This window comes from Roseobacter sp. GAI101, from assembly GCF_000156335.1.
Classification (GTDB): domain Bacteria; phylum Pseudomonadota; class Alphaproteobacteria; order Rhodobacterales; family Rhodobacteraceae; genus Sulfitobacter.
Map to the genome: position 1 here is coordinate 2,328,865 of NZ_DS999213.1, position 14,096 is coordinate 2,342,960.

Genomic DNA, 14,096 nt, shown 5'->3' on the forward strand with positions numbered 1-14,096 from the left:
CTATCAACCGGCATGAAATCCTTGATCATCCACATGCCCAGCAGCACGGCCCGGCGACCGAATGCCGACCGGCTGCTGAAGGATTTGCCCGATGCGCAACTGGTCGATGCCGTAGACGGGCGCGACCCCGCGCAGATCGCAGGCGTGCAGACCTTCAACGGTAATCTGCACAGCCCGCCCTACCCCTTTGCGCTGAAACCAGCCGAAATCGGCGTGTTCCAAAGCCACCGCAAATGCTGGCAACTGATCGTGGATCAGGGTTGGGACTATGCCATGATCGTCGAGGATGACCTGGCCGTGTCGCCCCCCCACATGGCGCGGGCCCTGGCCCTGATCGACGCCCACATGACCCCGGACATGTATCTGCGTCTGCCGCCCAAAATGCGCGAAACGCCCGCCCGTGTGATCGCACAAGACGGTGACATGCGCCTGATCCTGCCCGAACGGATCGGTCTGCAATGTTGCTGTCAGGTCGTGGGCCGCAAGGCCGCGGAACGCCTGCTCGCAGGGTCCGAAAAGATCGACCGCCCCGTCGATACATGGTTGCAGATGCACTGGATCACCGGGCAGCCGGTGCATGCGTTGCTGCCCAACGGCAATGCCGAAATCGCCGGACAAATCGGTGGGTCCACGATCCAGCAAAAAACCCGCACCAGCGGCAAGCTGATGCGGGAATTGAAACGCGCGTGGTACCGCACCCGTGTCAGGATGCGGCCGCAAAAGCCTTAGTCAGGCGCTTTGGTCGTGCGCAGATAGGGCAGAACCGTGGTGAATTCACCAAACTTTGCCTTGGCATCCGCATCGGATACCGCAGTCGGGATGATCACGTCATCGCCCACGTTCCAGTTCGCTGGCGTCGCGACCCCCTTGCCAGACGACATCTGCAAACCGTCCAGCGCCCGTAGAACTTCGGCGAAATTCCGGCCCACCGTCATCGGATAGGTCATCGACAGCTTCAGCTTCTTGTCCGGCCCGATAATAAAGACGGCGCGCACGGTGGCACTGTCATTGGGCGTGCGGCCATCGGGCAGATATGCCTCGGCGGGCAGCATGTCGAACGCCTTGGCGACTTTCAGGTCTTCGTCGGCGATGATCGGGAAACCCGCCTTGGCCTTGGCAAAACCTTCGATGTCGTCCTTCCATTTCTTGTGCTCTTCAGCGCTGTCCACGGAAATACCCATCACTTTGGTGCCCCGCTTGGCCCATTCGTCGGCCAACTGCGCCACAGCACCGAATTCGGTCGTGCAGACCGGCGTGAAATCCTTGGGGTGCGAAAAAAGGATCGCCCAGCTGTCGCCGATCCACTCGTGAAGATTGATCGTGCCCTGATCGGTTTCGACGGTCAGGTCGGGGATGGTATCGTTGATGCGCAAAGACATGTCATATCTCCTATGTGCGGTTTCTTTTTCGTCACTCCTTCTTATGTAGGTGTTTGCGCAAGCCGTTTCACCCCCTCTCTTGCAGGTGCGACGACGTGGTGACATGGTGTGCGCAACTGGCGTGGGGGAACCCCCGCCATTGCATGACAAAAGGAGTTTTCCCATGCTGGAGAAGCGCGAATTTTATATCAATGGCGAATGGGTATCCCCCGCAAAGCCGAATGATTACCACGTCATCAACCCGTCAACCGAAGAACCCTGCGCTGTGATTTCGCTGGGCGATCAGGCCGATACCGATGCCGCCGTTGCTGCCGCCAAGGCCGCATTGCCCGGCTGGATGGCCACGCCCCCTGCCGAACGTATCGCCCTGCTGGAAAAGCTGCTTGAGGTTTATCAGGCCCGCGCCGAAGATCTGGCAACAGCCATGAGCACCGAAATGGGTGCCCCGATGGATCTGGCACGCACATCGCAGGTCGGTGCCGGCACTTGGCACCTGAGCAATTTCATCAAGGCCGCGAAAGAGTTTGAATTCGAACAGCCCCTTGGCGATCACGCCCCAAATGACCGTATCATTCGCGAAGCGGTTGGCGTCGCGGGCCTGATCACGCCTTGGAACTGGCCGATGAACCAGGTCACCCTCAAGGTCGGCGCGGCTGTCGTCGCGGGCTGCACCATGGTGCTGAAACCGTCCGAGGAAAGCCCGCTGGATGCGATGATCTTTGCCGAATTGATGGACGAGGCAGGGTTCCCGAAAGGCGTCTTCAACCTTGTTAACGGCGACGGTGTCGGCGTCGGCAGCCAGATGTCGTCCCACAAGGACATCGACATGATCAGCTTTACCGGATCAACCCGCGCTGGCACGTTGATTTCCAAGGCCGCTGCAGACACGCTGAAGAAAGTCCATCTTGAGCTGGGCGGCAAAGGTGCGAACATCATTTTCAACGATGCGGATGACAAGGCTGTCAAACGCGGCGTTCTGCATATGATGAACAACACCGGCCAGTCGTGCAACGCCCCCAGCCGGATGCTGGTGCAGTCGGATGTCTACGACAAAGCCGTTGAAGAAGCGGGCAAGGTTGCCGCTCAGGTCACCGTTGGCCCCGCGTCCGAAGATGGCCGTCACATCGGCCCTGTCGTGAACGAAACACAGTTCAACAAGATCCAGGACCTGATCCAGAAGGGCATCGACGAAGGTGCGCGGCTGGTTGCAGGCGGTACGGGCCGCCCTGATGGCTTGAACCGTGGTTTCTTTGTCAAACCGACGGTGTTTGCCGACGTGACCCCCGACATGACCATCGCCCGCGAGGAAATCTTTGGTCCCGTGCTGTCGATCATGAAGTTCGACACCGAAGAACAAGCCGTTCAAATCGCCAATGATACGGTCTACGGGCTGACCAACTATGTCCAAAGTCAGGACGGCACCCGTCGCAACCGTCTGGCACGCCAGCTGCGGTCCGGCATGGTAGAAATGAACGGCCAGAGCCGCGCTGCGGGGTCGCCCTTTGGCGGCATGAAGCAGTCCGGCAACGGTCGCGAAGGCGGGCTTTACGGGATCGAGGACTTTACCGAGATCAAAGCCGTGTCCGGTTGGGCAGCCGAGTAACCAAATCACCCGAGAAAGGCCGCCCTTATCGGGCGGCCTTTTTCCTTTGCGGTCATGTCCCCGATCGTTCATTTCCCATCCGACCGCCTTTTGCGTTATGAGCACCTCAATTCACTTTGGAAGACTGCGATGATCTACACGCGACTGCTTGCACGGTTGGGAAACCAGATGTTTCAATATGCGGCAGGCCGCGGATTGGCCGCACGTCTTGGCGTGGATTTCACGGTGGATTCCCGGCGCGCGGTCCACAAGGGCGATGGCGTGCTGACCCGTGTGTTCGATCTGGACTGGGCCGCCCCGGAAAACATGCCCCCCGCACAGCATGAACGCCCTCTGGCCTATTACGCCTGGCGTGGTCTGCGCCGTGACCCCAAAATCTATCGCGAAAACGGATTGGGCTATAACGCGGCTTTCGAAACCCTGCCAGACAACACTTACCTGCACGGCTATTGGCAATGTGAACGCTATTTTGCGCATATTGCCGACGATATCCGTGCGGCTTTCGTTCCGCGTCATCCCATGTCGGCGCAAAACGCGGATATGGCCCGGCGCATCGCCTCGGGGCCGTCTGTGTCCCTGCATGTCAGACGGGGCGATTACCTTACCGTTGGCGCACACGGCATTTGCGATCAAACCTATTACGATGCGGCCTTGGCGGCGGTGATGCAGGGCCTGCCATCACCGACAGTCTATGTCTTTTCCGACGATCCGCAGTGGGCCAAGGACAATCTGCCGCTGACCTTCGAAAAGGTGGTCGTCGATTTCAACGGCCCAGACAGCGACTATGAGGACATGCGGCTGATGTCACTGTGTCAGCACAATGTGATTGCGAATTCATCGTTCAGCTGGTGGGGCGCATGGCTGAATGCGAACCCGCAAAAGCGGGTGGCGGGGCCAGCGAACTGGTTCAGCAACCCCAAGCTAAGCAACCCCGATATCTTGCCCAGCCGCTGGATCAGGATATAGCCGCGCACTGCCGTCAAAATGGGGCTTTGGACCGTACCTTGGTCGAATGCCCGCCCTGCGGATGGTTGAACCGCAATTCCTCCGAATGCAGCATCATGCGCGGGTAATTCAGGGCAGGTCCCGTCGCATAGAACGGATCGCCCAAGATCGGATGGCCCAAGCTTAGCATGTGCACCCGCAACTGATGGCTCCTGCCCGTTTTGGGTGACAACCGCACGCGCGCTGTGTCGCCCTCATTCTTCAAAAGCCGCCAATCCGTTTGCGCGGATTTTCCGGTTTCATGACAGACCATCTGAAGGGGCCGGTTCGGCCAGTCCACGATCAATGGCAGGTCAATGGTGCCTGAATTTTCCGTCGGCACGCCCCAGACACGGGCGACATAGGTTTTACGGGTCATGCGCTTTTCGAACTGCAACCCCAGATGGCGCTGCGCATAGGGCGTCAGCGCAAAGATCATCACGCCGGATGTGTCGCGGTCCAACCGGTGCACCAGCAAGGCATCGGGGAAAACCGCCTGCACCCGTGCGATCAGGCAATCGGCCAGATGCGGCCCCTTGCCGGGCACGGACAGCAGCCCTGCGGGTTTATCAACCAGCAGCACTTCGGCGTCTTCGTGCAAGATCACCAACGGATCTTGCGGGGGGGAATATTCTGTTTCCATAGTTGTCCGTCTCAGATGTAGGCTAGGTTTTCAACCCACCTGATGCAAAGGACGCGCCATGCACCCGACAATTTCCAAGATGATCGACGTCGTCGCCAAAGGAGAGGCCGACAAGATCGCGCCGCTGCTGGCCGAAGGCGTCCGGTTCATGCCCCCCACCTATTACAAGACCTGGACGGGCCGCGCCCCCGTGGCTGCGGTGTTGGGGCATGTGGGACAGGTCTTTGGTGATTTCAAATATCGTCGGATCATGGGCGAGGGCAACGATTGGGCGCTCGAATTTCAGTGCAGGATCGGCGATCTGGATGCGGTGGGTGTCGATCTGATTACCCTGGACGAGGACGGGCTTATCGCCCTGTTCGAGGTCGCCATGCGCCCGCACAAATCAATCGGCGCATTGCGCGACGCCATGAACGACCGTGTGATGAAAGACCCGAGCTTTCTCGCCTTCAAGGACGCGCTTTCGTAAGCCGTCCGGAGGTCGCCCGGCTCTACATGCTCTATTTGTGTCGCATCTGCTGAAAAAGGGAGATCGAATAGATCACGAGCGCCGCCCAGATCAGCGGAAAGGCAATCATGCGCGCATGGCCGAAGGGTTCATCGAACACCAGCACGGCACAGAGGAAAATCATCGTCGGTGCGATATATTGCAGGATGCCGATGGTCGACAACCGCAACCGCTTGGCCCCGTTGGCATAAAAGATCAGCGGCACCGCCGTCACAATGCCGCAACCGACCAGCATCCAGGTATCAAACCACACGCCTTGGGCAAAATGGGTCTGACCTGTCGCGCTAAGGTAACCCAAATAGACCAACGCGGGCACCAGCAGGATCAACACCTCAAGCAGGAATCCCTGGTTCGGACCGATGGGCAGACGTTTCTTGGCCAGAGCATACAAGCCGAAGGTCAGCGTCAGGCTCAGCGCGACCCACGGAAATTTGCCCGATTCCACCGTCAGGATCGCCACGGCCACCGCGGCCAAGGCAATCGCGGCCATTTGCAGTTTCGACAGCCGCTCCCCCAGCAGGACCGACGCCAGCAAGATGCTGAACAGCGGGTTGATGTAATACCCCAGCGACGCATCCAGCGCGTGGCCCGAATTGACCGCCCAGATGTAGATGCCCCAGTTTACCGAAATCAGCCCGGCCGTCACACAGCCCATCAGCAACGTGCGCGGTGATCGCAATGCCTCGCGCAATGTCGCGGTGCGCCCCAGCAAAATCAGTACCAGCGCCCCCACGGGCACGGACCAGATGATCCGGTGCACGACGATCTCGGCCGCCGGAATATGCGCCATCGCCTTCATGTAAAGCGGCAGAAAGCCCCACATGACATAGGCCCCGACCGCAAAGCCAAGCCCTTGCGGCGTGTCTTCGGATTTTGTCTGCTGATCGGCGGAAAGGGTGTCTGGGTTGCGCATAGAAGTCTCCTCGCCCCCTGCTTACGCGCGGGACAGTCGGACTGCCAGCATCAAACCTTCACACGCTCTGCAGACGGGTCATACATCGGTTTCAACGATGCCTCGGCCGTTACCCGTGTTCCGGCGATGTCGATCTCGTAAGAAGACGCCAACACGTCTGCTGCGGCCTCCCCCTTGCAGGGCACGTAGCCCATACCGATCGCAGCGCCCAGATGATGCCCGTAAGCGCCTGACGACAGGTGGCCGACAATCTGCCCATCCCGCAAGACGGGTTCGTTATGATACAGAAGAGGCTCGGGATCAGTCAGCTTGAACTGCACCAAGCGCCGATCCAGCCCGGTTTCCTTCTTTCGCAACACTGCATCGCGCCCGATAAACGCGGGCTTGTCGGTCTTGACGGCAAAGCCAAGCCCCGCTTCGAGCACGTGATCCTCGCTGGTGATGTCATGGCCGAAATGGCGAAAGCCTTTTTCGATCCGCGCGCAATCCATCATGTGCATGCCGCACAGTTTCAGGTCCATGTCCTGCCCCGCCGCCATGAATGTCTCGTATGCATGGGCGGCCATGTCGGTGCTTACGTAAACCTCCCACCCCAGTTCGCCAACATAGGTGACGCGGTGCACACGGGCGAGGCCCAGGCCAAGCTCGATCTCTTGCGCCGTGCCAAAGGGGTTCACTTCGTTTGAGAAGTCATTGGGGCTGACCGCCTGCATCAGCTTGCGGGCATTGGGCCCCATCACAGCCAGCACAGCCTCGCCTGCCGTCACGTCCGTGAGCACCACGTTGAAACCGCCCTGATGGCGGCGCATCCACGTCTGATCGGCCAATCGGGTCGCCGCAGGGGTCACCACCAGATAGGCGGCTTCAGACAGGCGGGTGACGGTCACATCCGCCTCGATCCCTGCGCGATTGTTCAGGAACTGGGTATAGACGATCTTGCCCACCGGCACGTCATACTGACCGCCGCCGATGTGGTTCAAAAAAGCTGTCGCATCGCGCCCTTCGACGCGGATTTTGCCGAAGGACGACATGTCGTACATGCCGACGTTGCTGCGCACGGCCGCCAGTTCGGCGGCGACATTGCCAAAGAAGTTCTGCCGCTTCCAGCTATAGGCATACGCAGGTGTCTGGCCGGGGGTGGCAAACCAGTTGGCACGTTCCCAGCCCGCAAGTTCCCCCATCACCGCGCCTTGTTCCAGCAATTGGGTATGGAATGGCGTCCGCCTGATCCCCCGCGCCGTCGCCTTTTGCCGGTAGGGGAAGTGATCGGCGTAAAGCAGGCCCAGCGTTTCTTTTGCCCGTTCAACCAGATAGGTCTTGTTGCCCTGAAAAGGCTGCATCCTGCCAATGTCCACATCGCCCAGATCAAAGGGTTTCGCGCCGTCCTCCATCCATTGTGCCAATGCCATGCCAGCACCACCTGCCGACTGGATCCCGATCGAGTTGAACCCCGCCGCCACCCAGACGTTGTCCATCTCTGGGGCCAGCCCCAGATGATAGGCATCGTCGGGGGTAAAGCTTTCCGGTCCGTTAAAGAACGTATGAATGCCTGCGTCCGCCAGCATTGGCATCCGGTTCACGGCAGCCTCGAGGATCGGCTCAAAGTGATCGAAATCTTCGGGCAGTTGGTCGAATTCAAAGCTGTCAGGAATGCCCTGCATCCCCCAGGGTTTTGACACCGGTTCGAAGGCACCCAGCATGATCTTGCCCGCGTCGTATTTGTAATAGGCGCATTCGTCCGGCACCCGCAGGACCGGCAGTTGTTCAAGCCCCTTGATCGGCTCGGACACGATATAAAAGTGTTCGCAGGCTTGCAGCGGGACATTGGTCCCTAGCATACGGCCAACCTCGTGCCCCCACATGCCCGCACAGTTGACGACATGGTCACAGCTGATCTGGCCTTGGGTCCCGTCTTCGGCCACGTATTCCACGCCTGTTATCCGACGCCCGTCGCGCAGCGCCTTCGTGGCTTTCACCCGCTCGAATATCTGCGCGCCGCGCTGCCGTGCCCCCTTGGCCAGCGCCAAGGCGATATTGCCCGGATCACCCTGCCCGTCCTTGTCCAGAAAGACGCCGCCTGTCACGCTGTCCGTGTTCAGATGGGGATAGCGGGCCTTGACCTCCTCTCGTCCGATCTCTTCGATATCGACGCCAAAGGCGCGGGCCATGGCGGCAGAGCGGAAGATCTCCTCGCGCCGTTCATCCGTCAGCGCCACAGTGATCGACCCGCAGCGTTTAAAGCCTGTGGCAACACCGGTTTCGGTCTCCAGGTTGCCGTAAAGCTCCTGGCTGTACTTTGCCAGCCGCGTCATGTTGGCGGTCGCGCGCAGTTGCGCAATCAGCCCGGCCGCGTGCCATGTGGTGCCCGAGGTCAACTGCTTGCGTTCAAGCAGCACCACATCCTTCCACCCCAATTTGGTCAGGTGGTAAGCGACAGAGCATCCGATGACGCCCCCCCCGATGATAACAACGCGTGCATGAGAGGGGAGTGCCATAAGATGTGTTCCTTAGACGATGGTGTGACCTGCCGCGCGCAGCCGCGTGGCGATTTCTTCGATATGGGCGGGCCCGACTTCGCAGCAGCCCCCCACGATGGTGGCCCCCTGACCGATCCATCCCATGACGTGATCGGCATAAGCCGCTGGCGTGAGGTCCTGTCGTGCGTTCAGGGAATCGACGGTGGGTTTATCCCCAAGGAATTCCTGGGTGATCTTCTCGAACCCGTTGGCGTAGGCCCCGAACGGCAGGCCAGCGGTTTTCAAGATGCCCAAGGCGGGCGCGATCGCTTCGGGCGAAGAGCAGTTGACCAGCAGTGCTGCGGCCTTGTCCACATGGGGCAGAAGGTCGGCCAAAGGCTCTCCCGAGCGCAGGCGTGTGCCGTCCTGGTCGTCGACCGTCAAGGCCAACCAAACCGGCAGCCCGGTTTCCAGCGATGCGTCCAGAACACTGCGCGCATGAAGGATCGAGGCGACAGTTTCGCACAGGATAAGATCGGAAAAAGGTGCCGTCATCTGCGCCTTTTCGCGGTAGATCTTGACGGCTGTGTCAAAGTCGGGGTGCAGATCCGGACGGTAGCTGGCCTTGATCGGTCCAATCGCACCCGCCACACGCGCCCCTTCGAAATCAGCAGCAGCGGCTTTGGCTTCGGCCATCGCCGCATCATTCAACTCGGCAAACTGGCTCTCGTAGGGGGTGCCGTCCAAGCGGTCGCGAAAGATCGCGTAGGTGTTGGATGTCGCGATGGTGGCACCCGCGGCAAAGTAATCGCGATGCACGGCCTCGACCATACCGGGGTGGTCGATCATGACCTGTGTGCCCCACAGCGGTGTTGCCTTGTCGCCGGCACGGTGGACCAATTCCTGCCCCATGCCACCATCAAGAAGGGTGATTTCTGCCATAACGTCTCCTCAAGGTCCGGAATTTTCAAAAATTCCGACCCGTTTTCTTCGAAGAAAACGGCTACGCCCGCAGGCGTTCGTTTTCGGGATCCCAGAGCGGCTGATCCGCCTGAACGATTGCGCGGCACTTGGTGCCGAAGATGTCCACGTAAAGCGCGGTTCCCGGCGTGGCAAGATCGCTGCGCACCATCCCGAAGGCGATTGATTTATTCACCCTGTATCCCCAATCGCCCGACGTGGTTTCACCGACCACCTCGCCGTTATGCGACAGCGTCGACATGTAGGGCGCGTCCTGATCGCCTGCGTCGACGACCAGCGTGACAAAGCGTTTTGCCACCCCTTGTTGCTGTTCGTTTCGCAGCGCTGATTTGCCCGGAAAATCCTGAGGTTTGTCGAGCTTCACAAACCGCTCCAGCCCCCCTTGCAGCATCGTGTAATCCGTGGACAGGTCGCCCTTCCAGGCGCGATAGCCTTTTTCCATCCGCATTGAATTCAGCGCCCACATGCCAAAAGGCTTTGCACCGGCGGCGATCACGGCATCATAGATCGCCGGCATCTGATCGTTGAGCGCATGAACCTCCCAACCCAGCTCTCCTGCAAATGACACCCGCACCAGAGAGGCGGGCTGACCTGCGACAGTGGCCGATTGATGGCTCAGCCATCCGGCATCCAGATCTGCATCGGTAAGGCCGCGCAGCAGATCGCGGGATTTCGGGCCGGTGACGATCAGCGTATCGCGGGTGGTGGTGACATCGTCGATTGTCAAATCCTCAGGCAGGCCGGACACCAGGACATCGCGGTCATGCCATTGCGCCGTGGCCGCTGTGATCAGCAGGAATTCGTCGTCGGCCATGCGCAGGCATGACATTTCGGTCACGATGCGGCCCCTGTCATCTGCGAAATAAAGCAGGTTCATCCGACCAACCTTGGGCAGCGCGCCGGTACACAGACCGCGCAACCCTTCGGCAGCCCCTGCGCCGTGAACCCTAAAGCGTGAGAAGCCCGGTAGGTCCAGCACACCGACATGGTCACGCACCGCCTCGCATTCCTCGCGGATGCGCTGTGCCCAAGGGCCGCTGCGGTCCCATGTCTGGGTTGCTGCTTCGGACACATCATCACCGGGCTGGGCAAACCAGTTGGCCCGCTCCCAGCCGTTATATGCCCCCATCTGGCCGCCTTGCGCGATGATCCGGTCATGCACGGGCGACAGTTTCTTGTTGCGGCCTGCGGGCCATGCGTGGCGCGGGAAATGCATGGCGTATTCGTGGCCGTAGACCTCGATCGCTTTCTGGTCGGCATATTCCTGATCGGTGTAGTCGGTATAGCGGCGCGGGTCTGTCGCCCACATGTCCCATTCGGTCTGGCCTTCGGTGACCCATTCGGCCAGCACCTTGCCTGCGCCACCGCCTTGGGTGATGCCGAAAGTGAACACGCAAGCCTCGTAGGCATTTGGTACGCCCGGCATGGGGCCCAGCAGGGGCAAGCCATCGGGCGCATAGGGAATCGGGCCGTTGATCACCCGCCCGACACCGGCCGTGCCAAGGATCGGCACGCGGGCCATCGCGTCTTCGATGTACCATTCCAGCCGTTCCAGATCGTCAGGGTAGAGCTGGAACGAAAAGTCATCGGGCATCGGATCATCAGGCGTCATCCAATGGCCTTTGCAGTTCCGCTCGTAAGGCCCGAGGTTCAGCCCGTATTTATCCTGCCGCAGGTAGTAGGAACTGTCGACGTCGCGCAGCAGCGGGACCTTGTGGCCCTGCGCCTGGGTCCATTCCTTGAGCTCGGGGATGTCATCGGTCAGAAAATACTGGTGGCTCATTGTTGCCATCGGCACGGTGCGCCCACCATAGGGTTTGAACCACTCGCCGACGCGCTGCGCATAGTACCCAGCGGCATTCACCACCTTTTCACAGCGGATATCGCCCTTGGCCGTATGTACGATCCATTCGCCGTTGTCGCGGCTGATGCCCGTCGCGGGGCAGAACCGTTCGATACGCGCGCCCATGTCCCGCGCACCCTTGGCCAGCGCCTGGGTCAGTTGTGCGGGGTCAATGTCGCCATCATCGGGGTCATAAAGACCACCAGCCAGATCGTGGGTTTCAATAAAGGGGTATTTTTCCTTGATCGCGGCAAGGTCCATCATTTCGAGGTTCAGGCCCTGATAGTTACCCATCGAACAGGCGCGCTCGAACTCCATCATGCGGTTCTTGCCATGGGCCAACCGGACCGATCCGGTGACGTGGTAGTTCATTGGATAGTCGACTTCTTCGGCCAGACCTTTGTAAAGGCCCAGCGAATAGCGCTGCATGTTCATGACCGCCCATGAGGTGCTGAAACTGGGGCAATTGCCTGCCGCGTGCCAGGTCGATCCGGCGGTCAATTCGTTCTTTTCCAGCAGCACGCAGTCTGTCCAGCCCATCTTGGCCAGATGATACAAGGACGAGACGCCGACGACGCCGCCCCCGATGATGACGACCCGTGCGGTGGTGGGGAAATCAGCCATGTTCTTTCTCCTTGTGGGGGACACTATCGGTGATGTCGTAATAATCGCCCTTATCCGCGACAAAGATATGCCGCGTCAGGTGCAGCCCCGTGGGGCCATCAATCGCACCAAGGGAAATGCCCGTATCCGGGTCAGCGTCCGACTTCCAGAACAGAAAGCTGCCACATGTCGGGCAAAACCCGCGACGCACGCCGGGGGACGAAGTGTACCAGCGCGGGCTGCCGTTAATCTTTAGCGCACTGTCCATCACCTGAACCGAAGCCCAATGATGCCCCGATTGTTTGCGACACTGGGTGCAGTGACACGCCGCCGGTTCCCGCGCTGCCGCTTCGGCCTGAAATGTGATCTCGCCACACAGGCAACTTCCCTGCATCATGATTAGCCCCTTCCCGCCGGAGCAGAAGCAGCCCCGAGTAGAATGCCGTAAATGATGAAACACACAGCCATGATGCGCCGGAACCAGATGTTGAACACCGCCCCAAGCGCCGCGCGGCCCAAGCCAGCGCCAAGAGCCGTGAAGCCCGTGTAGCTAAGCGCCGTCAGGGTCAGGGCCGTCGGAACGATCACCAGCATCTGGTCCCAGATCGGCACGCCGGGTTGGACGAACTGGCTGAACGCGGCAAGGTAGCCTGCGACGGACTTGGGGTTGATCGTGGCAATAGCAAAGGCACGCAGATAGATTGATCCTGCGGGCCGTTCATCCACCCTGACCGGTGACTTCGCTGTTTTCAGACCCCGGATGCCAAGATAGATCAGAAAGCCCGCACCGATCAGTTTTGCCACGGTAAAGGCCGTTGCAGACGCCGCAATAAGGGCAGTGATGCCAAAAGCCGAGAGCAACAGAAAGAGCGCCGCTTGCGTCAAAATGCCCAGCACCCCGATCATCGCGCGCGGAAAGCCAAGGGTCATGCCGTTGGTAATGCAGTTGACTGCATTTGGTCCTGGCGTGGTCACGAAGACCACCCAAAACAGCGCAAAGATAATCCAGGCCTCGAAGTTCATCAATATACCGGGGGGGCTATGACCCAGATGGCAACGGCCGGATCCGGATGGGGGTTGGCCCAGCGAAAGGGTTCGCCACGGATGCGAAAACTGTCACCGGGGTTAAGGGAATGTGTGGTTCCTGCAATATCGATTTCAAGCATGCCCGAGATGACATAGCCGACCTCCTGGGTGGGGCGGGTCACCGGGTCCGTAATGCGGCTGTGGGGTAGGAACGTGGAATGCACCACCTCGAAATCATCGGTCAGATCGGGAGAGAGCAGTTCTTCGATCAAGCCCGCCACTGACGACCCTATGGGCCGCCGCGCGTCCTTGCGCACGATAAACCCCGCCTCGTGAACCGGGGCTGCCGCGTGGCGAAACAGCATCGACACCGACACGCCAAGTGCCTGTGCCATTTGCCGCAGATCGGTGATGGCGGGATCCGAGAGGTCGCGTTCAACCTGGCTGAGCCATCCGACAGAGCGGTTCAGCCTGTCTGCCAGCCCCTGCAACGTCAGCCCGCGCGCCTTGCGCAGGGCGCGCAGGTCGGCCCCGAGGGACTGGGAATTGAGAGACGCGGCGTGTTGCACCAGCTTTTTCCGTGAAAATTTGCAGTCAAATTTCAGGCTGCATCATGCCGGTGAAAAAATCCAGCATTATTTCACGGCGTTGCTCGGGCCTTTTAACCGGTGACTATGTCACGTTGGCAAAGCAGTCTTTCAGGATGGCTTTGAGATGGTTCGCATCATCCGGGGTGAAAGCATCGGGTTGGTTGCTGTCGATGTCGAAGACACCGATCAGATCGCCAGCGCCATTCCATACCGGCAGAACCAGTTCGGACCGCGTCGAGCTGGCACAGGCGATGTGGCCTGCGAAAGCTTCGACATCCGGCACCAGCTGGGTCTGCCCTGTGCGTGCGGCCGCGCCGCAGACACCACGGGAAAACGGAATCACGAGGCAACCGTGCCCGCCCTGATAGGGGCCGATTTTCAGCAGTTCAGGTTCGGTGACCCGGTAAAAGCCGGTCCAGTCAAAACGGTCATCGGCGTGGTGAACCTCGCAGGTGATGGTGGCCATAAGGGCAACGCTATCTGTTTCGCCTGCGGTCAGGGCCTGGAGGGTTTTGGCAAGGGTGGTGTAGTCAACGTGCATGGGGTGCCTTTTCAGAGGAGAGGCCG

14 protein-coding genes are annotated in these 14,096 nt (G+C 60.0%); 4 read left to right on the forward strand and 10 right to left on the reverse strand.

Annotated elements, in window-relative coordinates; all coding sequences use genetic code 11:
* Positions 1–12 precede the first annotated feature (12 nt).
* The gene (locus RGAI101_RS10820; RefSeq protein ID WP_008227366.1) at positions 13–729 is read left to right on the forward strand and encodes a glycosyltransferase family 25 protein; all 717 of its coding nucleotides are present in this window, start codon (positions 13–15) and stop codon (positions 727–729) included.
* Here the strand turns inward: RGAI101_RS10820 and RGAI101_RS10825 are convergent.
* A complete protein-coding gene (locus RGAI101_RS10825) occupies positions 726–1,379 on the reverse strand; it encodes a peroxiredoxin (protein WP_008225373.1) in 654 nt (217 codons plus the stop codon). The genes RGAI101_RS10820 and RGAI101_RS10825 overlap by 4 nt on opposite strands.
* A gap of 163 nt (positions 1,380–1,542) precedes the next feature.
* Here RGAI101_RS10825 and RGAI101_RS10830 point away from each other — a divergent pair, with 163 nt between their 5' ends.
* Positions 1,543–2,982: an aldehyde dehydrogenase family protein gene (locus tag RGAI101_RS10830; RefSeq protein WP_008225689.1), complete on the forward strand. Its 1,440-nt coding sequence runs from the start codon at positions 1,543–1,545 to the stop codon at positions 2,980–2,982.
* 129 nt (positions 2,983–3,111) lie between these two features.
* Positions 3,112–3,948: an alpha-1,2-fucosyltransferase gene (locus RGAI101_RS10835; RefSeq protein ID WP_037229413.1), complete on the forward strand. Its 837-nt coding sequence runs from the start codon at positions 3,112–3,114 to the stop codon at positions 3,946–3,948.
* A gap of 13 nt (positions 3,949–3,961) precedes the next feature.
* Here the strand turns inward: RGAI101_RS10835 and RGAI101_RS10840 are convergent, their stop codons facing one another.
* Complete coding sequence (locus tag RGAI101_RS10840; RefSeq protein WP_008226960.1) at positions 3,962–4,609, reverse strand: pseudouridine synthase; 648 nt, start codon at positions 4,607–4,609, stop codon at positions 3,962–3,964.
* 58 nt (positions 4,610–4,667) lie between these two features.
* On the opposite strand from RGAI101_RS10840, the gene RGAI101_RS10845 reads away from it, so the two are divergent.
* Positions 4,668–5,078: a nuclear transport factor 2 family protein gene (locus RGAI101_RS10845; protein WP_008228331.1), complete on the forward strand. Its 411-nt coding sequence runs from the start codon at positions 4,668–4,670 to the stop codon at positions 5,076–5,078.
* A 31-nt stretch (positions 5,079–5,109) separates the two neighbouring features.
* Here the strand turns inward: RGAI101_RS10845 and rarD are convergent, their stop codons facing one another.
* From rarD to RGAI101_RS10885, 8 genes are all read right to left on the reverse strand, one after another.
* The gene (gene rarD / locus RGAI101_RS10850; protein WP_008226106.1) at positions 5,110–6,030 is read right to left on the reverse strand and encodes an EamA family transporter RarD; all 921 of its coding nucleotides are present in this window, start codon (positions 6,028–6,030) and stop codon (positions 5,110–5,112) included.
* A 50-nt stretch (positions 6,031–6,080) separates the two neighbouring features.
* Complete coding sequence (locus tag RGAI101_RS10855; RefSeq protein ID WP_008224959.1) at positions 6,081–8,525, reverse strand: GcvT family protein; 2,445 nt, start codon at positions 8,523–8,525, stop codon at positions 6,081–6,083.
* A gap of 12 nt (positions 8,526–8,537) precedes the next feature.
* The gene (locus tag RGAI101_RS10860) at positions 8,538–9,428 is read right to left on the reverse strand and encodes a homocysteine S-methyltransferase family protein (RefSeq protein ID WP_008229450.1); all 891 of its coding nucleotides are present in this window, start codon (positions 9,426–9,428) and stop codon (positions 8,538–8,540) included.
* 61 nt (positions 9,429–9,489) lie between these two features.
* Positions 9,490–11,934 (reverse strand): GcvT family protein, encoded by a 2,445-nt coding sequence (locus RGAI101_RS10865; RefSeq protein ID WP_008227841.1) that lies wholly within the window; start codon positions 11,932–11,934, stop codon positions 9,490–9,492.
* The gene (locus tag RGAI101_RS10870; protein ID WP_198133694.1) at positions 11,927–12,310 is read right to left on the reverse strand and encodes a GFA family protein; all 384 of its coding nucleotides are present in this window, start codon (positions 12,308–12,310) and stop codon (positions 11,927–11,929) included. The genes RGAI101_RS10865 and RGAI101_RS10870 overlap by 8 nt, the downstream gene beginning before the upstream one ends.
* A gap of 2 nt (positions 12,311–12,312) precedes the next feature.
* Positions 12,313–12,936 carry a LysE family translocator gene (locus tag RGAI101_RS10875; protein WP_008227917.1) on the reverse strand — a complete coding sequence of 208 codons (624 nt, stop codon included), beginning with the start codon at positions 12,934–12,936 and terminating at the stop codon, positions 12,313–12,315.
* Positions 12,936–13,508, reverse strand: coding sequence for a helix-turn-helix domain-containing protein (locus RGAI101_RS10880; protein WP_008228706.1), 573 nt, complete (start codon positions 13,506–13,508; stop codon positions 12,936–12,938). Before RGAI101_RS10880 ends, RGAI101_RS10875 begins: the two co-directional genes overlap by 1 nt.
* Positions 13,509–13,611: 103 nt before the next feature.
* Positions 13,612–14,070 carry a GAF domain-containing protein gene (locus tag RGAI101_RS10885; protein ID WP_037227998.1) on the reverse strand — a complete coding sequence of 153 codons (459 nt, stop codon included), beginning with the start codon at positions 14,068–14,070 and terminating at the stop codon, positions 13,612–13,614.
* Positions 14,071–14,096 lie beyond the last annotated feature (26 nt).